This window comes from Paenibacillus sp. FSL W8-0426, assembly GCF_037969725.1.
In the GTDB taxonomy this organism is placed as follows: Bacteria; Bacillota; Bacilli; order Paenibacillales; family Paenibacillaceae; genus Paenibacillus; species Paenibacillus hubeiensis.
Genome location: NZ_CP150203.1, coordinates 2,858,869 through 2,883,800, shown reverse-complemented (window position 1 = coordinate 2,883,800; position 24,932 = coordinate 2,858,869). Strand labels below are relative to the sequence as shown.

The 24,932-nt window shown below is 50.5% G+C and carries 20 protein-coding genes and 2 riboswitches; of the genes, 5 read left to right on the top strand and 15 right to left on the bottom strand.

What is annotated here, in order from left to right:
• Positions 1-79 precede the first annotated feature (79 nt).
• Both MKY59_RS13165 and MKY59_RS13160 read left to right on the top strand, forming a co-directional pair.
• Positions 80-1,831, top strand: coding sequence for a histidine kinase (locus MKY59_RS13165; protein ID WP_339277955.1), 1,752 nt, complete (start codon positions 80-82; stop codon positions 1,829-1,831).
• The gene (locus MKY59_RS13160) at positions 1,812-3,422 is read left to right on the top strand and encodes a response regulator (protein WP_339277954.1); all 1,611 of its coding nucleotides are present in this window, start codon (positions 1,812-1,814) and stop codon (positions 3,420-3,422) included. The genes MKY59_RS13165 and MKY59_RS13160 overlap by 20 nt, the downstream gene beginning before the upstream one ends.
• Before the next feature lie 58 nt (positions 3,423-3,480).
• On the opposite strand, the gene MKY59_RS13155 is transcribed toward MKY59_RS13160, so the two are convergent.
• The 5 genes from MKY59_RS13155 to MKY59_RS13135 all read right to left on the bottom strand — a co-directional run bounded on the left by MKY59_RS13155 (position 3,481) and on the right by MKY59_RS13135 (position 8,594).
• Positions 3,481-4,005 (bottom strand): EVE domain-containing protein, encoded by a 525-nt coding sequence (locus MKY59_RS13155; protein ID WP_339277953.1) that lies wholly within the window; start codon positions 4,003-4,005, stop codon positions 3,481-3,483.
• 257 nt (positions 4,006-4,262) lie between these two features.
• Complete coding sequence (locus MKY59_RS13150; protein ID WP_339277952.1) at positions 4,263-5,177, bottom strand: RsiV family protein; 915 nt, start codon at positions 5,175-5,177, stop codon at positions 4,263-4,265.
• A gap of 205 nt (positions 5,178-5,382) precedes the next feature.
• A complete protein-coding gene (locus MKY59_RS13145; RefSeq protein ID WP_339277951.1) occupies positions 5,383-6,243 on the bottom strand; it encodes a carbohydrate ABC transporter permease in 861 nt (286 codons plus the stop codon).
• A 1-nt stretch (position 6,244) separates the two neighbouring features.
• Positions 6,245-7,177: a sugar ABC transporter permease gene (locus tag MKY59_RS13140; RefSeq protein ID WP_339277950.1), complete on the bottom strand. Its 933-nt coding sequence runs from the start codon at positions 7,175-7,177 to the stop codon at positions 6,245-6,247.
• A 109-nt stretch (positions 7,178-7,286) separates the two neighbouring features.
• Positions 7,287-8,594, bottom strand: a complete 1,308-nt coding sequence (locus MKY59_RS13135; RefSeq protein WP_339277949.1) for a sugar ABC transporter substrate-binding protein — start codon at positions 8,592-8,594, stop codon at positions 7,287-7,289.
• 160 nt (positions 8,595-8,754) lie between these two features.
• On the opposite strand from MKY59_RS13135, the gene MKY59_RS13130 reads away from it, so the two are divergent.
• Entirely contained in the window at positions 8,755-9,660 is a 906-nt protein-coding gene (locus MKY59_RS13130; protein ID WP_236416889.1) for a response regulator transcription factor, read from the top strand.
• A gap of 566 nt (positions 9,661-10,226) precedes the next feature.
• On the opposite strand, the gene MKY59_RS13125 is transcribed toward MKY59_RS13130, so the two are convergent.
• Both MKY59_RS13125 and MKY59_RS13120 read right to left on the bottom strand, forming a co-directional pair.
• On the bottom strand, positions 10,227-12,224 hold the full coding sequence (locus MKY59_RS13125) for a beta-L-arabinofuranosidase domain-containing protein (RefSeq protein WP_236416887.1): 1,998 nt from the start codon (positions 12,222-12,224) through the stop codon (positions 10,227-10,229).
• A 249-nt stretch (positions 12,225-12,473) separates the two neighbouring features.
• Positions 12,474-13,520, bottom strand: a complete 1,047-nt coding sequence (locus MKY59_RS13120) for an alpha/beta hydrolase (RefSeq protein ID WP_339277948.1) — start codon at positions 13,518-13,520, stop codon at positions 12,474-12,476.
• 161 nt (positions 13,521-13,681) lie between these two features.
• Between MKY59_RS13120 and MKY59_RS13115 the strand changes: the two genes are divergently transcribed.
• The gene (locus tag MKY59_RS13115; protein WP_339277947.1) at positions 13,682-13,897 is read left to right on the top strand and encodes a hypothetical protein; all 216 of its coding nucleotides are present in this window, start codon (positions 13,682-13,684) and stop codon (positions 13,895-13,897) included.
• Between the two features lie 226 nt (positions 13,898-14,123).
• Here MKY59_RS13115 and MKY59_RS13110 read toward each other — a convergent pair whose 3' ends face one another.
• The 5 genes from MKY59_RS13110 to MKY59_RS13090 form a co-directional block, all read right to left on the bottom strand.
• Positions 14,124-14,663 carry a GNAT family N-acetyltransferase gene (locus tag MKY59_RS13110; RefSeq protein ID WP_339277946.1) on the bottom strand — a complete coding sequence of 180 codons (540 nt, stop codon included), beginning with the start codon at positions 14,661-14,663 and terminating at the stop codon, positions 14,124-14,126.
• Between the two features lie 156 nt (positions 14,664-14,819).
• Positions 14,820-16,571, bottom strand: coding sequence for an allophanate hydrolase (gene atzF / locus MKY59_RS13105; RefSeq protein ID WP_339277945.1), 1,752 nt, complete (start codon positions 16,569-16,571; stop codon positions 14,820-14,822).
• Entirely contained in the window at positions 16,568-20,182 is a 3,615-nt protein-coding gene (gene uca / locus MKY59_RS13100) for an urea carboxylase (RefSeq protein WP_339277944.1), read from the bottom strand. Before uca ends, atzF begins: the two co-directional genes overlap by 4 nt.
• Positions 20,175-20,843, bottom strand: a complete 669-nt coding sequence (locus MKY59_RS13095) for an urea amidolyase associated protein UAAP2 (RefSeq protein ID WP_339277943.1) — start codon at positions 20,841-20,843, stop codon at positions 20,175-20,177. Before MKY59_RS13095 ends, uca begins: the two co-directional genes overlap by 8 nt.
• Position 20,844: 1 nt before the next feature.
• Complete coding sequence (locus MKY59_RS13090; protein WP_339277942.1) at positions 20,845-21,567, bottom strand: urea amidolyase associated protein UAAP1; 723 nt, start codon at positions 21,565-21,567, stop codon at positions 20,845-20,847.
• A 70-nt stretch (positions 21,568-21,637) separates the two neighbouring features.
• Positions 21,638-21,745: riboswitch (guanidine-I (ykkC/yxkD leader) on the bottom strand.
• Between the two features lie 263 nt (positions 21,746-22,008).
• Here MKY59_RS13090 and MKY59_RS13085 point away from each other — a divergent pair.
• On the top strand, positions 22,009-23,340 hold the full coding sequence (locus MKY59_RS13085; protein ID WP_339277941.1) for an amino acid permease: 1,332 nt from the start codon (positions 22,009-22,011) through the stop codon (positions 23,338-23,340).
• Positions 23,341-23,489: 149 nt separating this feature from the next.
• On the opposite strand, the gene MKY59_RS13080 is transcribed toward MKY59_RS13085, so the two are convergent.
• The 3 genes from MKY59_RS13080 to MKY59_RS13070 form a co-directional block, all read right to left on the bottom strand.
• Positions 23,490-23,804 (bottom strand): multidrug efflux SMR transporter, encoded by a 315-nt coding sequence (locus MKY59_RS13080; protein WP_236416872.1) that lies wholly within the window; start codon positions 23,802-23,804, stop codon positions 23,490-23,492.
• Positions 23,801-24,148 carry an SMR family transporter gene (locus MKY59_RS13075; RefSeq protein ID WP_339277940.1) on the bottom strand — a complete coding sequence of 116 codons (348 nt, stop codon included), beginning with the start codon at positions 24,146-24,148 and terminating at the stop codon, positions 23,801-23,803. Before MKY59_RS13075 ends, MKY59_RS13080 begins: the two co-directional genes overlap by 4 nt.
• 94 nt (positions 24,149-24,242) lie before the next feature.
• Positions 24,243-24,343, bottom strand: a riboswitch (guanidine-I (ykkC/yxkD leader).
• A 95-nt stretch (positions 24,344-24,438) separates the two neighbouring features.
• Positions 24,439-24,852: an Lrp/AsnC family transcriptional regulator gene (locus MKY59_RS13070; protein ID WP_339277939.1), complete on the bottom strand. Its 414-nt coding sequence runs from the start codon at positions 24,850-24,852 to the stop codon at positions 24,439-24,441.
• Positions 24,853-24,932: the final 80 nt, after the last annotated feature.

Here is a 24,932-nt window from a genome sequence, read left to right as displayed (position 1 = left end):
CAAGCAAAGGTTTTATACTATTCCTGAGATATTAAAGCGCATTCATAACGAAGCAATCCAGAAAGCGGGTGCATTGTTCATGGCAAACCTGAACGCCATCAAGCCCTATCCCATTCGGCATTACATTCGCATGATGTTCGTCATTTCATTTGTCGTGTTCGTTCTGGACCTGATCATCAGCATCGCTTCGATCTCCCTGGTCAAGCAGCAATCCGCCCAATATTTGCAAAATACCGCTGATTTGTACATTAATCGCATTAATCATGATTTTGCCTACATTAATCATTTCATGGGATGGACGCTGGCCAACGACGAAAATCTCGACACGATGAATACGTATGGCGTAAACAGCATTCCATTTCTGAAGTCCAATGAGAAGTTACATAAGCTTTTTGCCGAACTGCAGCGAAACTATAGCCAGTCCTACAATTTCTTTTATTATTTGGAAAGCAGCGAATACTTCCTCAACTGTGCGCCAATAAGCATCTCTTATTCGGACTATTCGGAAGTGAAAAGACAGATCATCACCTTGACTCGTGAAAAAGGGGTATATGAGAAATTCTACTCCCATTGGACGCCTATCCACGTGAACGGTACTTCTTATCTGATCAATATTGCGCCGTACTACAATAGGTATCTTATCGCGTTGATATCTGCAGATGATCTCATTGCCCCATTGCAGCAAATGAATCTGGGCGCCAACGGATACGCCTCTCTGGTGGATGAGAACGGCATGCAGCTTTCCGGACCTGCCAGCGGAGAAAACGCGGCAGACCCGCAGCCTTCCTTCATGGATGTGCTCCAATCGCACAATGTCGTCAGCAGCGACTTCTCGAATGCGGATTTCAGCGCGCGTATGGTCATCAAGTTTGGTGCATTTGAGAAAATCATGGTGGCTCAGCTGCTCATCATGCTGCTTTTTCTGATTGTAACCTGCTCATTAAGCGCAATCCTAATGTTTTTCAGAACAAATCTGCTTGTTCCCATTCAGCGATTTTCCAAAAATCTAGCCCTCATTAACGAAGGCGATGAGGCAGCAGACCTCAAAAGCAGCCGGATTATGGAACTGGAGCAGGTCAATGCACAGTTCAAGGAACTGGTGGGCCAGATTAAACGATTCAAGATTGATCGCTACGAGCAGGAATTGGAGAAACAGAAAATACGTTTGGATTATATGAAGTTACAGATCAAACCCCACTTTTTTCTGAATTGCCTGACGAGCATGTACAGTATGGCGCAGATGCAAATGTATAAAGAGATTGAAAGCATGGCCCTGGCTACGTCCCGATATTTCCGTTATATCTTTCAAAGCGGAGATAATTTCGTTCTGCTGGAGAATGAAATCGAACATGCGAGAACGTTTCTGGACATCCAGAAATCACGTTACCGGGATGCTTTCTCCTATCGGATCGAACAGTCCGAGGGGATCACGGGTGTCGCTGTGCCACCGCTTGTTATACAGACATTTATTGAAAATGCCGTCAAATACGGCGTCTCGCGGGATCGGGAATTATGTATTACGTTGTCCGTAACGCAAGAGCGACAAGAGCATGGCGATGTTGTGCTCATCCAGATCTCCGACACGGGACCCGGATTCAGTCAGGAAATTCTTGACGCATTGGTGCGCGGGGAAGCACTGGAACAAACCGGCGGCAACCGGATCGGCATTATGAATACCATTCAACGTTTGGAGCTGCTGTATCGGCATGAAGCGACGATTACGTTTGCAAACGACGCAAGCGGTGCGCGAATCACGCTTTCCTTACCTAAAATCTTACTGAATTCAGAACCTTCGGGAGAGGTGGCAAACCATGAATGCATTGCTGGTTGACGATGATTACTTTGTTGTCATGGCTTTGGAAAAGAAAATCGACTGGGGGGCCCTCGGGATCGACACGATCTTCACGGCCTACAATATTGCGCAAGCCAAAGAAATTTTGCGAAACCATCCGGTTCAGATTTTGATATGCGATATTGAGATGCCCCAGGGAAGCGGGCTCGAGCTGCTCGCATGGGTCCGGGAGGAGTCGCACAGCGTACAAACGATCTTTCTCACCAATTATGCCGATTTCAACTATGCGCAGAAAGCGATCGAGCTGCAAAGTTTTGATTATTTTCTAAAGCCGATCGAATTCGACAAGCTGACTCTGATTATTCAAAAGGCGGTTGCCAAAGCCAGGGATCAGCAGTTTATTAAGAAGGCCATTGATGAAGGCGAGCTGTGGCAGAAAAATAGAAGCAAGCTCATCGAGGACAGCTGGCGCAGGCTCATCTCCGGTAAAGTCGTGCTGTCTGACCCCGCCGATGTTTCTGCTTTTTTGACGGAACAAAATTGGCCTTACGAAGCAACGGACCTATTTCTTCCTATTCTGGTGAACCTGTTTCCATATGATCATACGCTGGGCAAAACCGACAAAAATCTGTTTGATTATGCGTGTTTGAACGTGATGGTCGAACGGTTTCAGGACGCTTTATTTTCGATTGAAGCCATAACCGAGATCAAGGATCATAACTGGATCGTTATTCTAAAATGGAACAGGTTACCGGATGTACAGCTCATCGAATCCATGTGCCGCTCGTTCATCCCGGAGGTGAACAATTACCTGAAATCGGATGCCTGCTGCAGCATCGGCTTCTCTCTGCCGCTGGGGCAGATTCGCCATACGGTGAACGAGCTGTTGTTAATGAATGAAGAGCGAATCAAACACCGCAACCAGACCTTTTTGCTGGAGAACTATAACAGGCCCCAATTGAATTACACGCCGCCTGACCTGGGATTGCTCGAGCAATTGCTGAACGAACATCGATTCCAGTCCTTTCTGGATGAAACCGGTCGTTATATGCATCAGCTTGTACACGAAGGCATTGTAGGCACCGCTGTTCTGAGCCTGCTGCGTCTTGATCTGGTGCAGCTGGTGTATGCCCAATTGAAAAGCAAGGAAATTGAAGTCCACAAGCTGTATATGGGCAAAACGAATGATCAACTGTTCATGCAATCCCTGCATTCGATTGAAGATATGCAAGCCTACATTGCCTACCTGGTCAATACGGCTGCGGAATATCTGAATGCTGCCGAGCAGCCGAAGTCGGTTGTACACGAGATTACCCATTATATACGCACTCATTACGGAGAAGATCTGACACGAAACAGCCTCGGGGATCTGGTCTACCTGAACCCGGATTATCTCGCAAGGCTGTTCAAGAAAGAGATGGGCATCTCACTCGGCAATTATGTCATTCACACCCGTCTTGCGGCCGCCCGGCATCTTCTGGAAACGACCACGCAATCGGTCCATGCCATTGCCAGACATGTGGGGTATACCAACTATTCGCACTTCACCAAGCTGTTTAAACAGGAAATGGGATGCAGTCCCAATGACTATCGCAAAAAGCAAAGAGAAAGCTCTCATGAAACAGGATAATCCATGAATTCTTGAGGGGTACAAAAAAAAGCCGCACATGGCGACTTTTTAAAAGAACTCAGAACAAAGTCATCTGTTCTTCCGAAGGCTCAACATGAAATCCATGGTCCTCTGACAGCATTTCATTCGCAATCATCATGAAATCGTCTTCGCTGACTTCAAATTGTCCGTATCGGAAGACTTGTCCCCAGTTGCGCCGGTCTCGGGTAAACGAGAGCTTATGGAGAAGTCCTCTGATGCTTACGTTTCGGCAGGAAACGTATTGGATCTTTCGGCGATAAGGAACAAACGTCTCGCTCATTTGAAACAAATAGACCGAATTGTCGGCAACCCGGCCCAACGCCGTAAACGCCTGCAATGGCTCACCATTCATCATGTCTGTGCGCGGCGAGTAGTAGATCAGGAAGTCTCCTTCACTCATTTGCTTCAATTTGGCCGCTTTGCCGTGGCAGGTCTGTCCGATCCCTTGTTCGACTCCGTGCTTCGCATGGGATTCCGAGACACAGCCGATCCAATATCGGCGCTTTCGATGCTCCGGGTTATGTTTCAGATCATTCAATATATCATGTTGGGACATCGTCATCTTGGGGTGCCTCCTTATGTGGGTCTATTTAAACCGCAATAATTAATCACACTAGGCCACTGCGAGTCAGGATCATCTTCCGATGCAGCTTTCTTTCAGAAAGCTTTTAGAACGCTTCGCTTCTTCAGATCGGTTCTGCCTCTCTCCGTTAACGTGTGGATGTTTTTTTACGGTTTTGTATAGCATTATTATAAAAGAACGCTACTGACAACGTGATGTCAGTAGCGTTCTGGCAGAAGCAGACTAGTTTTCTCCAACTATTCCGGATGAACTCTTCTGACTTCCACCACATCCGCCATATCTTCGACCCACAAATAGTAACGGGCCCCGTCTTTATATATTCGCACTTTCGAGGACAATGAATAAGAAGGCAACATGATAAAACGTGGCTCTACTTGCTCCCATACTTCCCCGTTCGCAAGTGAATACATACTACTTATACGATATCCCTCAAAATAATCAATCTTACTGTCTATGTAATCCGTCACATGGTTACGCAAGTAATCCAAATAGCTAATAAGTTTATGTGTTCCTTTCTCGTTTAAATCTGAGTATGGTATTTTTATATCTATAAAACCGACTGAATACTCTGCAATTTCAGAAGGGTAGAACCGAATCACAATTCCATTTTCATAGAAATAAAAAGGCGTGGAATCCGTTAACCGAATATCATAAACACTCTTTTCGTAAATTTTGATTCCTTTACTGTACTTGAGTTGCAAATTTCGGGAGATGGCATATTCAAGATTCATTTCCTTATCCTTAGAATCCACGATATCTCTAAGCATAATTCGCTGTCCTGTTGTAAGATCAAAATTATAGATGACTGAAAAATACGTGCCCTTGTTTTCATAATTATACTTCAGACCGTCTACATAGCCTACAGAGACAACCTTGTTATTGTTGTACAATGTTTTTACGTTTCTCGTGTAGTATTCTGCATCATAATTCTTCCATGCTTTATTTGCCTTGGCTACACTGATCGCATGATCTTTTAAGATTTGATTTATTTTCTCAGTTACCGCTGCATCCCCGCCGTTAATTTGAATGTAAGGTTGCTCCTTATATGTATGTACCGCTGTTTTGACCTCCGCCGAAGCTTCCATGGATGCAACTGAAATCAGTAGGAAGTTGATCAGCACCAAACATAACACCCTCAGTATTCTTTTCATACCACTCCCCCACTTCCTGTTGTAACAGAAGATTTACTATTAACTCTAATCTAATAGAATATCGCAAAACAAATAAAAGGCAAGTGCCAATAACCTAACATTTAACAAAACAACCGAAAACCTAAAGGAGCCGCCGTTAGGCGACTCTAAGATTTTCTGCTCAGTTGTTTGATATATGTTTCTCTTCCACGTTGGTACCGCAACATCACCCTTTAACTCCCCCAACCGTCAGGCCGGCGATAAAGTATCGCTGGAAGAACAGAAACAGCACAAGGATCGGCACAATGGCGAGCACAGCTCCGGCAATCAATGCCTCATAATTATTACCGAGCGGCGATACGAATGATGCCAGTCCAATCGGCAGCGTAAACTGTTCTGTCGTACGAAGCACGATGAGCGGCCACAGGAAGTTGTTCCAGCTGTTCATCGCCTGCAAAATCGCAATCGCGCCGAATGCCGGCGTCATAAGCGGCATCATGATGCGGAAAAAGATGCCAAACTCCGTACAGCCATCGATTCTGCCTGCATCCATGAAATCTTTGGGCAAACCCTGCGCGAACTGACGGAAGAAAAAGATCGGCAGCGGAGCCACGACGAACGGCAGAATCACACCCCAGACCGTATTGATCAATTTCAGCGAAATGGTCAGCTCATACAGCGGCAGAACGATAATTTCCATCGGAATCATCATGACGACAAGCACCAGTGTAAAGATCAGATTCCGACCTTTGAACCGATACACACCGAGACCATAACCAACCATTGAAGAAAACAACAGGCTCAAGACGGTAAACAGCGCTGTTATGACCAGACTGTTCTTGTACCAGGTAAAATAATTCCCCGCCGCTCCTTCTCCGGCAAAGATGGCCCGATAGTTATCCAGGTTCATGATGCTCCAATCCAGCCTGACGTTAAGGCCGTAACGGAACAGCTCCGTAGCAGGTTTGATCGAGGCCAGCATTAGCGCATAGAGCGGAAACAGCATAAGCACGGCAAGTGCGGCAAAGACCAGGAAAAGTAGGACGGAGGTAGGCGTGATTCGTTTGGAAGCCCATCGCTGTCTCATCTCAATCCTCCTTTCTGAACATGCCAAGCATCGTCAGCTGAAGCATGCTGATCACGAGCGTAATGCCCAGCAGCGTGATGCCGATGGCTGCGCCGAAGCCGAGGTTGAAGTATTGGAAGCCTTGCTCGTAAATGTAACCCACCATCGTCAAACCGATATGCTGCGGAGAAGGCTTGCCTGCCCACAGCATGTAACTTTCCGTAAACATGGCATAACCGCCGTATAACGTTATCGTGATGACATAGATCGTGATCGGTTTCAGCATCGGCACCGTGATCCGGGTAAACTTTTGCAGCACCCCTGCGCCGTCGATATCCGCTGCCTCATATAGATCCTTGGGTATGCTCTGCAATGCGGAAAGGAAATACAGCATGTTGATTCCGATCCAGCGCCAACCGGCAAGCACTACGAGAGCTACCATGGCAAGGGACGAGCTGTACAGCCATTGCTGGCTAGGAATGCCGAAGGTGTTCAAGATGGTATTCATTAGTGCGCCATCCAGTTCGCCGAAAATCAATCTGAAAATAACCCCGGCCACCACGACGGAGGTCAATGCGGGAATGAACAGCGCGGAACGGAACAGATTGCGGGCCAGCATGCGGCTCGAATTGAGTAAAACGGCCAGCACCAGCGGAACGGGAATTAAGAGCAGCATCGTCCAGAACGTATATCGCGTGCTGTTCCAGAGCGCTGTCCCGAAATCGGCGTTCCATAGCTTGCGATAATTCTCCACCCCCACAAACTGCACATCACCAGGCAACACCTGCTGGAAACTCATCATGCCTGCGCGATATAGCGGATAAGCAAAAAAGATTAAAAACGATACGATAAACGGCATCACGAACAGATACGGCGCCCAAGCCCGGGCATTCCATTTACGTCTTGAACGAAACCTGACCTGTGCCGGAACCTGCGTTTCATTGTGAAGCTGCACGGAATCGACCTCCACCCTGTTTGTCTAAAATCCATGAATCAAACATGATGCGGGCAGCCGCTCGCATTTTGCATTCACCTTTCCGGGCTGCCCGTTGTTTCATGTCTTTCTACCGCGTTAATTCTGCCTGCACGTCATTCAGGACTTGCTCGGGGTCCTTCATATTAATGAAAATGTCCGGGATAGCCTTGTTGCGGACCGCATCGAACACTTCCGGCGATTTCTCCCGGATATGCACCGGCGCGATCTCGTCTTTTACCGTCAGCAGTGTATCAAAAATATCCGCTCCGAAATATTCGGTGAATTTGTTGGTCTCCTTCATCGCTGCATCCGTCCAGACGGCGGTACGGATCGGATCGAAGCCGAGCTGCTTCCAAATCTGGAGGTTGCCTTCCTTCGACAGCTTCGCGTAGGCCAGGAATTGCTTGGCCAAATCCGCGGATTTCGATTGGTTCGTGATCGAAGTGGCGGTGCCTCCCATGCCCGCAGAACGGTTGCCGCCTTCTTCCCAGGCCGGCATCGGGCGAATGATCATTTTACCTTTCAGGTCGGGAATATGGTCAGTAAAACGGTTCATGAACCAGAACGGCATAAACACGGCCGCCGCATTTCCCTGATTCATATATCCGAAATATTCTTCCGTATCATGTCCGGCTCCAGGAGCAACAGCCGCTACGCCATCTTTCACCATCTGTTGGAAAAATTGCATCGTCTTCACGTTGATTGGCGCATTGACCGTCACATTGCCGTTTTCGTCAATCTGATCGGACTTCTGTTGACTGATGGCAGGCCACCATGACCAGTTCCCGTTGCCTTCGAACGTGATCATCGGTTTGCCCGTTTTTTCGAGCACAATATGCGCAGCTTTTTCAAAATCGCTCCACGTCTTGATCTCATCCGGGTTAACCCCGGCTTCGTTCAAAATGTCCTGGTTGTAATACATGACCGTTGCTCCGACATGGTAGTCGATGCCATAGTACTTCCCGTCCTTGCTGTAGATGTCCACCCGCGACTGTACAATGTTATTCAGCTCCGGCGTAATCATGTCCGTCAGATCGACGAGCTGTGGCACGCCTTTCATGAAATTCGGGAATTTGCTCTGTTCGATGTCCACCAGATCCGGTGCCCCCACGCCTGACTGCAGTGCCAGAAGCAGCTTGGTGTGCATGTCATCATAAGGAATCGTCGTTGCTTCGAGCACGATGCGCTGGTCCGGATGTTCTTCATTCCAGCTCTCTGCCATGCTCTCGTAAAACTTCTGGTGTGCATCCACAAACGTCCAAAATATCAGCTTGGTTTCGCCGCCTGAACCCGGTTCCCCCGTCCCGTCGGACGCTTCCGGTTTTGCGCTGCAGCCTGCCAGGGCAGTCATCATGACCAGCAGGAAAACCCCAACCCAAATCAACTGTTTTTTCATGTCCCAGTCCCCTTTTCCATCATGGATTCCAAACCGATGTGTGGCCTATAACTTCTAAATGGTAGCGCTTTATTTTCTATGTTACTTGCTGTATCATAAAAAGGAAATGCTCGATGCCAACATGAATTTTAAATATTCCAACCTGTTGGAGGTGCCCTGTTTGAACTCGCCCATCCTTCATTTCATCACCCCGCCGATCCCCTATTTCATTGATTGCGGACGCGCCCGTTACGAAGCAGGCGAGCATCATATCAGCCGCAGCGATATCGGTGTTTTTGACCTGGTTGTCGTTACCAAGGGCACGCTGGCCCTGGGTGAAAACGGGATCGAATGGCGCCTGCGCGCAGGCGAAGCCCTCATCCTCAAGCCGGATGGGCATCATTATGGCAGCGCTCCGTGCGAAGCAGAGACCGAATTGATCTGGATTCATTTTCAAACCTATGGGAGCTGGAAAGAATCGGCCGATATGGACGAGTGTCTGGCAAACCAGGCGCAGCTGATGGAGAGCCACAAAAAAAGCGCGTACTTGAACCACTGCGACGTCTGCTCCATCTTCATTCCAAAACATATGAAAATCTCCCCCAAAGAAATGGAGATGCTTGAGCACTTCTCCCAGCTCGATCAGGAGCCGCAATCCATGCGCAATTGGAAGCGCCAAGCCGCGTTTCAGCAATTCATGCAGCACCTTGACCTTGGCCTGTCTTCGCTGGCGGATGCCACGGCGATCCGGATCGCCGAAAAAATCGAACTATATATTCGCCAAAACTATACCCATCCCATCTCCAACCCCCTATTGCAGCAGGACCTTAACTATCATCCAAATTATTTGGCTCGCAGCATGCTTAAGGTCTATGGCATGACCCCGATGGAGTATTTGCTTCATTATCGGCTGGAACAGGCCAAAAAACTGCTGCTGCAGACGGCGTGGTCTATCTCCCGCATCGCGGAAGAGGTCGGTTTCAATCATGTTTCCTATTTTTCCTCCTGTTTTTCGAAAAAAGAAGGCATCTCTCCTTCTACCTTCCGCAGCAAATTCACCGGTATCGAAATGACCGCAAAATCGTGACAAAAGACCGAGCGTTATTCAGCAAATGCACGCCAAATAACCGCCTGATGACTAGGATGCATGCTGCCGCAAACAGCTTCCCTTCATGTCATCAGGCGGTCTTGTGACCCGCTACGCCAAAATCATGTCATTATTCGGCTTTGGCCACAACCTTGATCGTCGCCGCGACCTTCAAATCCTTGCCTTTTAAAGTCCCTTGCAACGCAAACGTTCACGGGGATGCAAGCTGTTCTTCCGCAATGCGCTCCCATACGACAGGTAAATCAGCGTTCCTGCCATCCGTGTAGGTGACGGCGACGATATCCGGCAATGGAATCGGTTCGCCAACGGTAACCGTGATTTCCGTGTCGGCAATGGATTGATTGACGGCTTAATCCACGGGCACTTCATCGACTGGATGATTGGTTGGCGATTCGCTCGGAGATTCTGCGTCGACTTCCGGTACAGGCAGAGCTCCGGCTTCTTCATCGGCATTTTTACCTTGCATGCGCGTACCTCCTCTTCATCACCCTCGGATCATCTTTCTTTTCCACATTCCCGTATCGCTACAGCACCGATCACCCCTCTCAGTGAAGTCCGTCACCATGCCACTCGTGAATCCAAACCCTCATTTCGCCTTCCTCCCGGTTGGCCCACGTAAAATAAGGAATCAAGCGAATATCCGTATCGTGCACGCCCCATTTCGCATCGCTGCGATACAGTTGGCCGCCCCATGCTTCATCCGTCTGCATCCTTTTGGCAGCAATGGTCAGGTCCGGCACGTTCATGGGATTCCCCTGACCGCTCCCCACCCTGAATTCATTCTCGCGCGGCAAATAAATCCGATACAGGCCTTCCCCGTTGTCGGCTTCTTCCAGACAGTACATAAACGGTCCCCGCTGCACGGCTACCCGGCCAAACGTATCCTGTATGCCCTCGTGGCCTTTCATCCGCAGCACATGCATCGGAAACAGGATCTGCACTTCATCCCCCGCAGCCCATAAACGCTCCAGACGAATGTAACCATCTTCATCCATTTCAACGCTCGGATCCAGCTCACCATTGATGGAGATCTCAGGAGTACCGCTCCAGCCCGGCTTGCGCAGTGCAAGAATAAAGTGGACGTCATGCGAAGTTTGTGGAGTGAACCTCATCGTCACTTTTCCTTGCGAAGCATAGTCCGACTCCATCTGTACATGAATCTCGTTCCCGTTTACGCAGAAAACGCCTTCTCCTCCGATATAAAGTTGTACATGCAATGTCGATTCATTTTCACTGACCGTGTACACATATTGATCGAGTGATGCCAATAACCGGGCAATGTTCGGCGGGCAGCATGCACAACCGAACCAACCTTGACGCCGGGAACGGACGTGGCTGTAATTGGGATTGGCATGATGCAAATGCGGATGCACCTCCAGCGGATTGACGTAAAAAAAACGCCGGCCGTCCAAAGACATGCCGCTAATGACGGTGTTGTACAGCGCGCGTTCCATCACGTCGGCGTAGATGCTGTTCGCTTCCAGGTTCAACATGCGGCAAGCAAAAAACATCAATCCGATCGAAGCACAGGTCTCGGCATACGCCGTATCTCCAGGCAAATCATAGTCTCCTGTAAACGCTTCCTCTTTCGCGGACGAACCGATGCTTCCCGTAATGTACATCCGTTTGCCGACGATGCTGTTCCATAACCGGCGGCAGGCCTGCTTCAACGACTCGTCCCCCGTCTCGGCCGCAGCGTCAGCCGTGGCAGAACACATATATACCAGACGGACGGCATGCCCAACAGCCGCGTCTTGCTCACGTACCGGCAGATGGGATTGCGAGTATTCGTGATGATGAACCATATCCAGTCCGCCGAAATGTACGCTTTTCCCACGCTTTTCCCATTCTTGGACGAAATAATGCGGCCGCTGACCTCGTTGATCGAGAAAATACAGGCACTGGTCCAGATACGTCGCATTGCCGGTCACTTTGTAGAGCTTGAACAGTGCCAGCTCAATTTCCTGGTGACCATCGTAACCTTGCAATTGTCCCGGCTTGGGGCCAAATACGTCGACGATGTGGTCGGCCAACCGGACGACGACGTCCAACAAGGTGCGTTTCCCTGTTGCTTCATAGTGGGCGACACCTGCCTCGATCATATGACCGGCGCAATAGAGCTCATGGCATTCGGCCAAGTTGGTCCAGCGTTGACCCGGCTCTTTCAACGTAAAATACGTGTTCAGATATCCATCGGGCTGCTGCGCGCAAGCGATCGTATGAATCACTTCGTCCAGCTGCTGCTCTAACACCTCGTCGGCTTTGGCTGCAAGCAGGTAAGAAGAAGCCTCGATCCATTTGGCCACATCACTGTCCTGAAATACCATGCCATGGAATTCGCCCTCCTCTTCACCGGCAGCGATGCGGAAATTTCGGATGGCCCGGCTGGGTTCTGCCCCTTCGATCCGGTCATTGAGCGCTTCCCATTGATAGGGAACCACGACGTTGCGAACGAGCTCAACATACGGTGACCAGAAAGGATCGTTAATATGATTGCGGTAGGATCGTGATTGTTTCGGCATTGAAACGTCTGATTTTTCCATTTAAACCTCTCCTTGTCATGATCATTAGCTTCATTTTACAAGTCTCAATGACGTGGAGGAATCATCATTTCCAACGTGAATTTATATGATTACAACCTCGGCCTGCCAAGTTTCTTCACGGAACAACAAAGAAGGCCCAACCTGTCGGCTGACCTGATCTCATTTGGAATGTGGGGATAACAGCGATCGGAAGATGTTCCTCATCACTCAGCGGCTACGTTTAACCATCATTCGTTCTACTTATATAGGTTAGTTCTCTGCAAAGGTGGTGATCATCCACTCGCTGAATCTGTCTTTTTCTTCAATATGCGGGAAGTGGGCGGAATTTTCGTAGGCAATGAATTGCTTTTGCTTGGCATTTAACTGATCGAAGTATGTTCTGGCCGCAGCGGATGAAGTCATATAATCATATTTACCCATTACGAAATATACGGGTAGGTCAAGCTCTGTCACGGCCGTGGACAATGGAGTGTCAAACACCTCGTCCAGAAGCACTTGTTGGTGACTCAGGATTCCAACGTAATAGCGGATGATATCCAGCAGGTTATACTCGCTCCCCATAATCATGTCGAACACGTTCCCGTCAGGCATTTCCCCGCTGCTGGAAGCACCGCCATACTTGGTTACGTACGATCTCGGCGTAAGGGCAGTCCCTTTGCGGATTTCTTCAGACATCTGCTCCAAACGCTGCACATTCCCCTCATCGCCAACCCGCCGCGCCTCGTTGATGACATACTCCAATGCATCGATTTCGCTTTCCGTCGCATTCCCAAGCTGCCCAATTCCGATGTAAGCTGTATATTTCTCAGGGGCTTGCTGTGCAGCTTGTGCTGCGACATATGTACCGTAGGAATGACCGATGAGGATGACCTTGTCTTGCCCCAAACGTTCGGAGACATGGTCGGTAATAGCGAGCAAATCCTCGACTAACACCTTGGACGACAAATCATCGTAGTTTTCAAAAAAATGATAGGAGGCCCCACTGGCCCTTTGATCATAATTGACCACGGTGAAATGTTGCTCCCACAAGTTCTGGAAGCTTGCGGCATAAGCGATTTCTGACGATCCCGGACCGCCATGCACGAAAATAATCACTGGATTATCGCGGTCATGGCCGCGGATCATGATTCGATGTTTCGAGCCGTTAATTTCGATTTGCTCCAAGGTGCTGATGCTGCGCTCTCCTTCAATACCGGGTGTCCACGTCGGGAAAACCAACGCAACCACGCTGATTAGAATAAGAGCGAGGACAACGAGCCACGCCGCCTTCTTTGTTTTGCTTCTTCTACTCGCCACTGATCCACCTTTCCGATTCATCATCTTGATGAATCGTTAACATCATTTTCAATATATGACCATTCTAACGAAACAAGCGATGAGACAGATCAGTCCCTGGTCTGAAATTGGGATAACGGTACCAAGAAACGTGGAATAAAGAACCGGAGAAGAGAGACGGTATGATAAGCAGTTTAACAAGTAAGTACAAACTTAAGGGTATGACAGAGAATGAAATTATTGACTTGCTTGGAGAACCGGCAGAAAAGTTAACTGAACCATCACGACAATTCTTGTACTACATCGGAAGTGCAGGATTAGGGGTAAAGGTTAATTTATTGCAACTTCATTTTGATGAAGACGGAAAAGTAGAGAGTCATGACATCATATATAAATGAATTCAATAGCTCATAATACAGCCTTATCACCAAGACAGTTTTACAATAATGGTCAATTATAAACCTTTAACAGAGCCTGTCCATCAAAAAAAGGTCATACTTTAGCCTGATAGGCAAAAGATAACCTTTATCGTTTCAAACGTTTTGTTTTGATAGCACAAACTATATTCATTGAACCAACAAGTCTCCATACAGAATCATGGCGAGTTCCTTTTCATGTCTGTTGCTACGTTGCCACCACTTGGTGCAGATCGATATGGCTCTCCATAAAGGCGGACCGTTCCACATAGTACAGATCATAGATTGGTTCTCCGGCATTAACCGATTGGTATACTTCGTGAAACAATTCATTGGCTAATCTGACATACGGCAGTTTTTGGGCTGCTTTGCTGGATCGAATGTTTTGCTTGCGAATCTTTAAAAATATCGTTTCAATCGCATGTTTGAGAAACAATTCAACAAAGAAGGCAGATTTTGCTCTCTGGCTGTACCCGGTTCCAAAATACGGCGCCCCGATCCACGTGGCCAGGAACCCGGTGTTATTTACGATCTGATACAAATCAATGGTTCCGATCGGCAGACCGGCTTCATTCAGGATGGTGCGTGAAATGACCGTATGCTGTTCTTCTTCGGCGATCAATTGTTTGGTCAGAAATAAGTATTCTTCCACTGATTGGCATTGATAACGAACGTAGGGAGAAACTGCGGGGTCCGTCAATAAACTGTACAATGAATGACATTCATGCAAATCCCGTTTTTTTAACATGTTGTCTACCACCTGGTCCTTTGTCCGTTGTAACAAGCAAATTAAGTATATAAAAGGTTTTGTGGAATTTTATGAATTCTGTATATGGCTTATGTAAAAATTTTACGGACGACGAAAAAGCGGCGATCCTTAGGATCAGCCGCTTCGTTATCGTGTTTAGCTTGTATGCGAGACAGTGTTATTCGCTTCCGCGTTCCTCCATCCACCCATGGACGTGATATCCACGCCCTCTGGTGCAGCCGAGGCTTCACAACTAAAACCGGACACAACTCTGCCGTCCTGCAACCGGATTTTGCCGATACCGAGCGGGGCGGGAATGGCTGCCGTGAAAAGGCCAAAAGAGGAAATCGGCATGCTCCACAGCTCCAATGCGATGGATTCGCCCTCTTCAAGCACATGAACCAAGCCAGGCTTGGCCGGATGCGTATCCAATCGATACAAGCGATATTCCGGTGCAGTCCGCGCCTCTTCCACAAAATAAGCCCCCAGCCCGGTCATCTGAGGTTCCAGCGCCATACCTCTCATATGCAGCCCGCAAACGGCCACCAACATGCGTTCTTGGCTCCGCTCCACCCATTTTGCAGCTTCTACCATAACCGCTTCCTGATCCGGCAGCGTAAACAGCGTCAGTCCAAACGGCAGATGTTCTGCCGCATCTCCTGCTGGAACAGCAACGGCGCTTAAATCGAGCAGGTTGCAATGATTCGTATACAGCCCCATTAGGCTGTTCGTTCGAATCGGGTCCTGCCGCACTTGTGCCCTCGTCCACGTTCCTCCACATGTGGGCAGGACAAGGACGGCATCTTTCAGCAAAACTTCCGTGCTGCGGCGAATCTCGGCCAGACGGTGCTGCGCCCGGAACAGCGAAGCTGCCGTAAATTCCGTTTTGCCGCCTGTGCGCAATATATCTTCGGTTACGGGAAACAAGGCTCCGGGATGCGCCTGCACAAACGACTCCAAATCCGCCCACCGTTCAGCGACGAGCGGTCCTTCATACAGAAGCGCAGCAGCCTCTTGCAGCAGGGACACATCGACCTCCTCCACGCTGATCCCTGACTGCAGCAAGGTTTGTTTCGCCCCTTTCCAGGCCGCTTCATACGCTTCGGCAAACGGGCCGAAAAACGTCAGGTCGCCTTTGGGAAACAACCATCTGGCAGGTGCGCGGGACGGCCCAAGAGGGCGCGCTTTCGAGAAAGCATCTTCGGGATGCGGCCCCCGCACCACGCCATCGACGGCGACGGCATCTCCGAGCGCATGCGCAAAAACGGTGATGCAGTCGATGCTCCGGCATGCGGGCACCAAACCGGTGGAAGGCCATGCCCCTACAGCCGGTTTGTACCCGACAAGACCGTGGAGTGCGGCTGGCACCCTGCCCGAACCGGCGGTATCGGTGCCGAGCGCGAAAGCTGCCTGCCCCAGAGCCACGGCTACCGCCGAACCCGAGCTTGATCCTCCGCTGATGAGCTCAGGCCGCAAAGCGTTATGCGTTTCACCATATGGGCTTCTTGTACCTACAAGCCCTGTGGCGAACTGGTCGAGGTTGGTTTTGCCGACCGGGATGGCGCCGGCAGCGACCAATCTTTCCACGACAGCTGCATGCCGCTCCGACTCGCGCTCATACTCGGGACAACCTGCCGTCACGGGCCAGCCCTGCACTTCAATATTGTCTTTGATGGCAAACGGGATGCCCCACAGCGGATAATCGGCGATGGACAAATGTTGAATATTGTTCAGATATGGGGCAATCAACTCCATCGACGGCGGCGTGATCCAGACATGATCATCTTCCGTATCGCTTGCCCGCCTGATGATGCTCTCCACCACCTCCGAAGGCGTGAAGCTGCCACGGAGATAACCGGTACGAAGCGCATCGATGGTCATCTTTTTCGGAACGGCATTGATCGTCATCGCACAACCTCCTCCTTGATCGCCGGAATGATCGCCGCAATCCAGTCTCCCGACTTGATCTGATCCCCTGGCGAAACGTAGATCGAAGCAATAACTCCATCTGCCGGAGCCAGCTGTGGGAACTCCATTTTCATACTTTCTTCTATTATAATAGTGTCGCCTTTACGAACCTCTTGGCCTGGCTCGACCAACACCTTCCACACGCTGCCCGACATGGAACTGCTCATGCCGAGACTGCCCTCAGGCATCTCTACCTCTTCCAGCGCAGCCGCGGCTTCAGGCTCGGAGACGTATTCGGCAATGCCAAGCTCCTTCCAATAGTTCCGTTCGGCCTGGAATGCGCTCTGCTGCTGCTTACGGAAGCTGCCTGATTCCTCGGCGATCGAGTTCAACCATTCCAGGTACGTGCCCAAATGGAACGTGGTCTCCTCCACCTCGACGGCAAAGCCGCCACGCGGAAATTCTTCGCGCATCTTCAGAAGCTCCGCTTCCGACACCGGATAGAATTGAAGCTGATCGAAAAATTGCAGCAACCAAGGCTTTCCTGCTTCAAAATGGTTCGTCTCTCTGAACGTGTTCCACATCTGCACCGTACGACCGACGAATTGATATCCGCCCGGACCTTCCATCCCGTATACGCAAAGATATGCGCCGCCGATGCCTACGGCGTTTTCCGGCGTCCACGTGCGCGCAGGGTTATACTTAGTCGTCACGAGCCGGTGGCGGGGGTCCAGCGGCACTGCAACCGGTGCTCCGAGATACACGTCGCCGAGCCCCATGACGAGATACGAAGCATTAAACACAATTTCGGCAACTTCCTCCAATGAACCCAGCCCGTTCATGCGCCGGATAAATTCCAGATTGCTCGGGCACCACGGCGCATCCGGTCTAACGTTTTGCTGGTAACGCTCAATGGCGAGACGCGTCGCCGGATCATCCCAGGAGAGCGGCAGTTTGACGATCCGTGAAGGCACTTCGATCGTTTCCAGCTCCGGAAGCTGCAAGTCCAACTCCATCACCAATGCAGCCGCTTCTTTAACGGACATACGGGACGCATCGAGATGGATTTGCAGCGATCGGATGCCGGGAGTCAGCTCGATGAACGGAATGTTTCCACTAGATTTGATGGCTTCCATAAGCACGTACGCCTGGAAACGATACAGCAGATTCAACTCCCGCTCCCCGTATTCCACGAGGATGTTCTCGTCGCCGGAGCAGCGGATGGCGATGGCAAAACGTCTGCCTTCCGTCGCTTGGGCCAGGATCGGCATGTAATCGCCCCTGGACGTTTCGGGCAGCGCTGGCAGCAATGGTTGAACGTCAAGCTGTTGCACATACTCCTCTTGCTCCGCTCTGAGCCGTTCTGCTTCTTCGACGGTGATCAACTTGAAACGAACCTTGTCGCCAGGGCTTAATTGACCCAGCTTCCATAGTTCTGCGGTCGCCGTCGTTACGGGACAGACAAATCCGCCGAGACTCGGCCCGTCCGGTCCGAGCAGGATCGGCATGTCGCCCGTCAAATCCAGCGCGCCGACGGCATACGCGTTATCATGAATGTTGGACGGATGCAGTCCGGCGTCCCCACCATCGGTTCTCGCCCACAGCGGAGCCGGGCCGATCAGGCGGACGCCGGTTCTGGAGCTGTTGAAATGCACTTCCCATGTTGTCTCGGTCAACTGGCCAAGATACGCGGGCAGAACGTACTCGTCGGTGCAATGCGGACCCGGGATGACGCCAATCGTCCATTCATTGCTATACTCGGGTCTGCGATCCGCTGCAAGCGGAGCAAGCGGGCTTCCTTTGGCTTTGCCCACCCGAAGGACGGCTCCGGTCCGCAGCGCACTGCCTCCATGTCCGCCGAAGCCTCCCAGCGTAAACGTCGCCGCACTCCCGAGCGTAAGCGGCATGTCAAGTCCTCCGGCTACGAGCAGATATGTCCGCATCCCTTGTTTGGCCTCGCCCAAGGTCAGCACTGCGCCAGGAGAGGCAGTGATCGGTGAATAGGGTTCAACAATGACGCCATCCAGCTCGGCATTCATATTTGCACCTGTCAAACAAAAAGTGAGCTCATCCCTGAAACGGTATGATCCCCCGCGAAGCGTCATCTCCAGTCCGGCCGCTTGTTCTTCATTGCCCAGCAGCCGGTTGCCGATGCGAAAAGCAAGCTGATCCATCGGGCCGGATGGCGGCACTCCGATATCCCAGTACCCGATTCTGCCCGGGCTATCCTGCACGGTAGTCTGTACGCCGCCATCGAGCACTTCGATCGCATGCTCCATCGGTTTAAAGCCGGAAAGCATTCGGGTATGCACCGTTCCGCTTGCGAATGCATCGTTATCCAGGAACGCTTCAATATATGACTGATTGGTGGTCACGCCGTACACGCGGAGCTGCTGCAGCGCGACTTTCATCTTGGCAATGGCTTCGCTCCGCGTCTCGGCACGCACGATCAATTTCGCCAGCATTGGATCATACAGCGTCGTTACATGTAACCCCGGCTGAATCCAACTCTCGATCCGCACCCCTTCAGGCCAATGGATGGCATCGATGCGTCCATCGCTTGGCCGGAACTCGTTCATGCAATCCTCTGCGTACAACCGCACCTGCAAACTATGACCTGTCGGCGCAGGTACAGACACATTCAGCGAACCGCATTCATTGGCCGCTTCTTTGACCATCCATTCGACCAAATCAATGCCAAGCACTTCTTCCGTCACGCCGTGCTCTACCTGAAGCCTCGTGTTCACCTCAAGGAAATAGAAACGCTCCTCATCCGGATCGTAAAGAAACTCCACCGTTCCCGCATTGCGATACCCTGCCGACATCGCCAGCCTGCGCGCGCACTCATGCATCTCTTTCCGGACATCGTCAGGCAGGCACGGTGCCGGGGTCTCTTCAATGATTTTCTGGTTGCGGCGCTGCACGGAACAGTCGCGTTCTCCCAATGCAAACGCTTCGCCGCTGCCGATACCGAAAATTTGAACCTCGACATGACGTGCGCGAGCGATGTACTTTTCCAGAAAAACGCCGCCGTCGTTGAAATGGGCCGCCGCGAGGCGCGATACCGATTCGAAAGCTTCCCTCAGCGCTTCTTCATGCTCGCAGCCCCGCATTCCGATTCCGCCGCCGCCTGCCGTCGATTTCAGCATGACCGGATAACCGATTTGGTCCGCTTCTTGAACCGCTTCCTCCAGCGTGTTCATCAATTCCGTGCCGGGCAGCAGCGGTACGCCTGCTTCCGCGGCCATCGCCCGTGCCGTATGCTTCAAGCCGAACAGCTCAATATGTTCGGGGGATGGCCCGATGAAGGCGATGCCCTTCTCTGCGCACGCTCTCGCAAATGCCGCATTTTCGCTCAGAAACCCGTATCCCGGATGAATGGCGTCTGCACCAGCCTCGATGGCCGTCTGCAGAACCAATTCGGCGTTCACGTAGCTCTCTCTGGCCGGACCTTCCCCGATCAGGATCGCCTCGTCTGCATGTTCCACATGGAGGCTGTCCCGGTCCGCTTTGGTGTAAATGGCTGCGCTGGATACGCCCATCCGGCGCAACGTCCGCATGATGCGCACCGCAATGGCACCGCGGTTGGCAATGAGTACTTTTTTAAACATGCGCGTTCACTCCTTCTGCATCCCATACAAGCACTTTGGCTGGAGTAGGGTTATAGGCATTGCATGGATTGTTCAATTGCGGACAGTTGCTGATCAGCACGGTGACCGGAGCCAGAGCCAGCAATTCCACGTAACGGCCAGGTGCGGAAATGCCGTCGGCAAACGTCAGCTCGCCTTCCGGCGTGACCGGAACATTCATGAAGAAATTGACGTTTGGCGCCAAGTCCCGCTTCGTATATTCCTCCCGCCGGGAAAGCATCAGCATAAACGTATCGCGGCAGTTATGCATCGGAAGTGTATCGTGCGCATAACGCACCGTGTTGCTCTGTGCCGAACAAGCGCCGCCGATCGTATCATGCCTGCCGCAGGTATCGGCTGTAATTCGGAGCAGTGCCTGGCCCGATTCGGCGAGCAGCGTCGAACCTGTGGTCAAGTACAGATTGCCCTGTTGGGTAATCGTCCGCACCGCGCTGTAGTGGTCGGACGGGTCTGACGTGGAATAAAACAGCGTATCCACCGCTTGATTGCCTTCCATATCAACGATGCGCAGCGTTTGTCCTGGCAGCAGATCATGCAGCCAACCGTCTCCTGCTGGAATGATATGTTCGTAGATGGCGTTTTCGGTGCGCATCTCGCTTTGTACAGGTTGAAATGTGCTCATATTAGTTGACCCCTTTCATCAATGCATAGGCATTCCATGTATTTTCGAAGGCTCTGCGGTTTTCGCCGCAATGAAGTACGCATGGATCAAGTTCCGATACAGGTTCGGCGTCGGTCACGGTAACGATGATGCTTGCATCCGGATATTGATCTGAAGGATCAAGCGGATGCGGCGTATTCGATAGAACCAGCAAAATATCCATCTCCGTGCGGAGCGTAACCGACCGGCCAGATGTTTCCTGAGCCGTGTATCGCATCGTGCCGTCCCGTTCGCAAACCACTTTGGAGAAAAAGTTGACCGGGACCGCGATATCGCGTGGCGACAGGTTATGGCGGAACAGCTCTACCCTGAAGTTCTCTTCGCCGTTTCGCAGCCAGTCATTACGCTGCGCCTGGTATGTTGTCGTTCCGTATTTTTCGTCCGTAGCTTCCCGAGTCGTATAACTGGATAACGGATCATGCCATCCGACCGAATCCTCCGTGATCGAAGCGAGCACTCTGCCTTGATCGCTCATCAGTACGTTGCCGCTTGTCAAAAATGCGGTGTGCTGGGCTTTCAACGTATCTGGCATGTTATAGCGCTCGGCCGGATCGAGTGTATGGAACAGCAGTGCCGCAACATTGGCGCGTTCTCCGGTTGCCTTAAGGGTAATGTTCTTCCCTCGGCCTATGCGGGCGGACCATTTGCCGCCAGGCTGCAATGTCATTGTGAATGGGACTGTCATTGTTCATTCCTCCTGAAAAAAAGTATAGAAAAAAGCCCGGGAGAAACATCAAAGATCGCTCTTTGATCGATTCTCCCGGGCTTTTGTCCCGCCGTGTACATCAGATCGGATTCCTGATGCGTTTTCTCTCGGACCAGTCGGCCGACGTTAGCGGCCCGGAACCCTAGAAAACATTTTATGCAATTCATGTTATGAATACTAACACGTAAAATCATGAATCACAATAGTTTTTTTGAAAAAAGTTCAAGAACAGGTCTTTCGGCTTGTGTTTTTTCACATCCTTTATTCAAAACCGCGAAAATTCTACTAAAGAAAATAACCAAACGTTCGGTTATAGCGAAAAATAAGGCTTGATTTTTAACAAAAGCCCTGCAAGAATGTGAAGTGTTATAACATGAACAAAACGATCGATTCGTTATGAATTTTGAAGGAGGTTTTAATATGTCACAAAAACTAACACTGAAAAGAAATCTCTCCTTAAGCCATGTGGTGACGATGGGATTGGCATGGATGTCCCCGATGATATTTTTCACAAGCTTTGGCGTGCTTCATGAAGGTTCCCAGGGCATGCTGCTGGCCGCTTACGTGCTTGCGTTTATCGCCATTCTGTTTACCGCGGCCAGTTACGGACAGATGGCCAAAGCGTTCCCGGTGTCAGGTTCTGCCTACACCTACGTAAGTCAAGCGATGAATCCGTTTATCGGCTTTTTGGTCGGATGGGTTATCCTGCTCGATTACCTGTTCTCCTGCATCGTGGCCGTGCTCATGTTCGGGATTAACCTCCATGCGCAGTTCCCTTCCATCCCTTCTTCCGTCTGGATCGTTCTGCTTACGCTGGTCGTGATGACGATCAACATCATTGGCATCAAAACGTCAGCGAACGTCAACAAAGTTTTTGTGCTCATGCAGATCGTCTTCATTGCCGGCTTCTGTTCCTTTCTTGTATATAAAGCGATGACGCAAGGCATCACTGCCGGCTTGAATCCCCTGAATTCCGTCGAAGGCGTCCCACTCTCTGCCGTATTGGCCGGTGCATCGCTCGTCTGCTTTTCTTTCCTCGGTTTTGACTCGATCACCACGATGGCGGAAGAAACGCGTACCCCCGAAAAAACGATTCCGCGTGCCATTCTGATCATCGTCAGCGCTGCCGGCATCATGTATTTTGCGACCGCGTATCTGATTCAACAGATGCTCCCATCCTTCACGTTCAGCCATATGGACTCCGCAGGTTTCGAATTGATGCAGGCCATCGGCGGCGGAACGCTTGCGTCCATCTTTACTTTTGTCGTCATCTTCTCCGTGCTTGCACAAGGCATGTCGTCCATGACTACGGTTTCCAGGCTGTTGTTCGTGATGGGAAGATCCTCCCTGCTGCCGCGCAAATTCAGCTCGATCCACCCCAAATTCCGCACACCCGTGTTCAATATCGTGCTGGTCAGCCTGATTTCGCTGGCGGCGCTCTTCATCAGCCTGGAAACCGCGATCATGTTTGTCAGCTTCGGCGCGCTCACCGCATTCCTGTTCGTGAATCTGTCCGTCATCTGCCATTACATTATTCGCGAGAAAAGACGCAGCATTCAGGACTGGATCGTCCGCATGCTCTTCCCTTTATTAGGCGCAACCTTCATCCTGTATCTCATCACCAGGCTCGAAGCTTCCTCTCTGCTGCTCGGTACCGGCTGGATCGTGTTGGGTCTGCTGATCTACGCAAATCAACGGCTGAAATCTACGTCCAAAAGCAGCACGTTGGCTGAGATCGAAGAAGCGATGTGAACGCACAAGGCAAGTGAAATGCCAGGTGCTCTGAAAATGCCAAAAAGAACCAGAATGCCGAGGCATCCGGTTCTTTTGGGTGTTTTGTTCTTTTAGGTGCATGACGAATATGGTTTCCACGGTTCGTGGCTGCTACTATCTCTCATTCATCAACTGACCAATTTCAATCCGACCGCCGACCCAAGCACCATGGCGATGAACAAAATCCTTGCTGCATTCCGCGGTTCACCATAAAAAATCATGCCAAGAATCGCTCCGCCCGATGCTCCGATGCCGGTCCAGACGGCGTACGCCGTTCCCATCGGCAGTGTTTTCATCGCCAAGGACAAGAAGAAGAAACTCAAGCCAAATCCTGCAATCATATAGATCACGGACAACATATTCCGATCTTTGTTGAATTTATTGATCATGAGTACGCCAACCATTTCGAAAATCCCCGCCAAAATTAAAAATACCCAGTTCATCGTTCCTGCACCCCATTTTCTTGTTTCTTTTCTTTGCTGAGCATTTTAAGACCGATTACGCCAAGCAAAAGCACACCGATCAGCAGCAGTTTGGACGCCTCCACCCCCGCCCCGAACAACAAAATTTCCGCAAGGACGGTTCCGGCCGTTCCCAACCCGACAAACACGGCATACACCGTTCCGACCTGAAGCGTGCGCGCGGCCATAATCATTAACGTGAAACTGACAATAATGGCAATCACCGTGGCTCCCCATTCCAAAAATCCGCTGGCATGTTTCAGTCCGATGACCCATCCAACCTCAAACAATGCCGCAATAACGACAGATCCCCATGTCTTGTTCATTTTCTGCATCCTCCTTTTGATTACGCTGCATGTAATATTGATGTAAAGCAGCAAAAATAAAAAAAGCCCGGGAGAAAACTGCATGCAGCAGTTTATCTCCCAGGCTTTTATCCTTCCGTGACACAGTCGCTCGCGACTGTGAGTTTTCTCTCGGACCAGCCGACAGGACGTCGCGGAACCCTAGAAAACATTTGTGAATTTCAGTTGTAGTTCATATTATACACAGGCAGAACCAGAATTCAATACTTTTCAGGCAAAAAGTTAACAATGACGTAACATCGTCAGGCAGATCAAAGTTTGTTAATGATGATGTTTAACTTGTAGTTTGCATGCTCGTTCAGCTTTACCAAAAATCGGTCCAACGCTTCATTGGACGGAAAACGGCTCTCCAGCATATAACATCCTTCGCCGCTGATTTTGTAATGATTAAGCATGTTCGGCTTATATGCCTCGATGAAATCAAGGTACGGTTTGTGATGCAGGCTTTGCGTAAAAATCGTGATCATTGCATGCACCTGACATCCGATTTTAGATTGGTTAATGTTAATCGTATACCCCTCGATGACGCCCTGATCTTCCAACTTGGCCACTCTTGTCGCAGCCGCTTGCCCCGTAAGGTGAACCTTTTCTCCAAGCTCTTTCATCGTGATGCGGCTGTTTCTGGACAGCTCCTCCAAAATGCGCACATCGGTTTGATCCAGCACGACATCGCCCCCTCCCTGTCCGTTCATCCACTCTCTATCGAAACCGCATTAATCATTTACCAATCATACCAGGCCACTGC

What these genes read in the sequence shown, in the direction of transcription:
- MKY59_RS13165 (WP_339277955.1), top strand. Translation starts at nt 80, where the DNA reads ATGGCAAACCTGAACGCCATCAAGCCCTATCCCATTCGGCATTACATT.
- MKY59_RS13160 (WP_339277954.1), top strand. Translation starts at nt 1,812, where the DNA reads ATGAATGCATTGCTGGTTGACGATGATTACTTTGTTGTCATGGCTTTG.
- MKY59_RS13155 (WP_339277953.1), bottom strand. Translation starts at nt 4,005, where the DNA reads ATGACGATGTCCCAACATGATATATTGAATGATCTGAAACATAACCCG.
- MKY59_RS13150 (WP_339277952.1), bottom strand. Translation starts at nt 5,177, where the DNA reads ATGAAAAGAATACTGAGGGTGTTATGTTTGGTGCTGATCAACTTCCTA.
- MKY59_RS13145 (WP_339277951.1), bottom strand. Translation starts at nt 6,243, where the DNA reads ATGAGACAGCGATGGGCTTCCAAACGAATCACGCCTACCTCCGTCCTA.
- MKY59_RS13135 (WP_339277949.1), bottom strand. Translation starts at nt 8,594, where the DNA reads ATGAAAAAACAGTTGATTTGGGTTGGGGTTTTCCTGCTGGTCATGATG.
- MKY59_RS13125 (WP_236416887.1), bottom strand. Translation starts at nt 12,224, where the DNA reads ATGGAAAAATCAGACGTTTCAATGCCGAAACAATCACGATCCTACCGC.
- MKY59_RS13115 (WP_339277947.1), top strand. Translation starts at nt 13,682, where the DNA reads ATGATAAGCAGTTTAACAAGTAAGTACAAACTTAAGGGTATGACAGAG.
- MKY59_RS13110 (WP_339277946.1), bottom strand. Translation starts at nt 14,663, where the DNA reads ATGTTAAAAAAACGGGATTTGCATGAATGTCATTCATTGTACAGTTTA.
- atzF (WP_339277945.1), bottom strand. Translation starts at nt 16,571, where the DNA reads ATGACGATCAATGCCGTTCCGAAAAAGATGACCATCGATGCGCTTCGT.
- uca (WP_339277944.1), bottom strand. Translation starts at nt 20,182, where the DNA reads ATGTTTAAAAAAGTACTCATTGCCAACCGCGGTGCCATTGCGGTGCGC.
- MKY59_RS13095 (WP_339277943.1), bottom strand. Translation starts at nt 20,843, where the DNA reads ATGAGCACATTTCAACCTGTACAAAGCGAGATGCGCACCGAAAACGCC.
- MKY59_RS13090 (WP_339277942.1), bottom strand. Translation starts at nt 21,567, where the DNA reads ATGACAGTCCCATTCACAATGACATTGCAGCCTGGCGGCAAATGGTCC.
- MKY59_RS13085 (WP_339277941.1), top strand. Translation starts at nt 22,009, where the DNA reads ATGTCACAAAAACTAACACTGAAAAGAAATCTCTCCTTAAGCCATGTG.
- MKY59_RS13080 (WP_236416872.1), bottom strand. Translation starts at nt 23,804, where the DNA reads ATGAACTGGGTATTTTTAATTTTGGCGGGGATTTTCGAAATGGTTGGC.
- MKY59_RS13075 (WP_339277940.1), bottom strand. Translation starts at nt 24,148, where the DNA reads ATGAACAAGACATGGGGATCTGTCGTTATTGCGGCATTGTTTGAGGTT.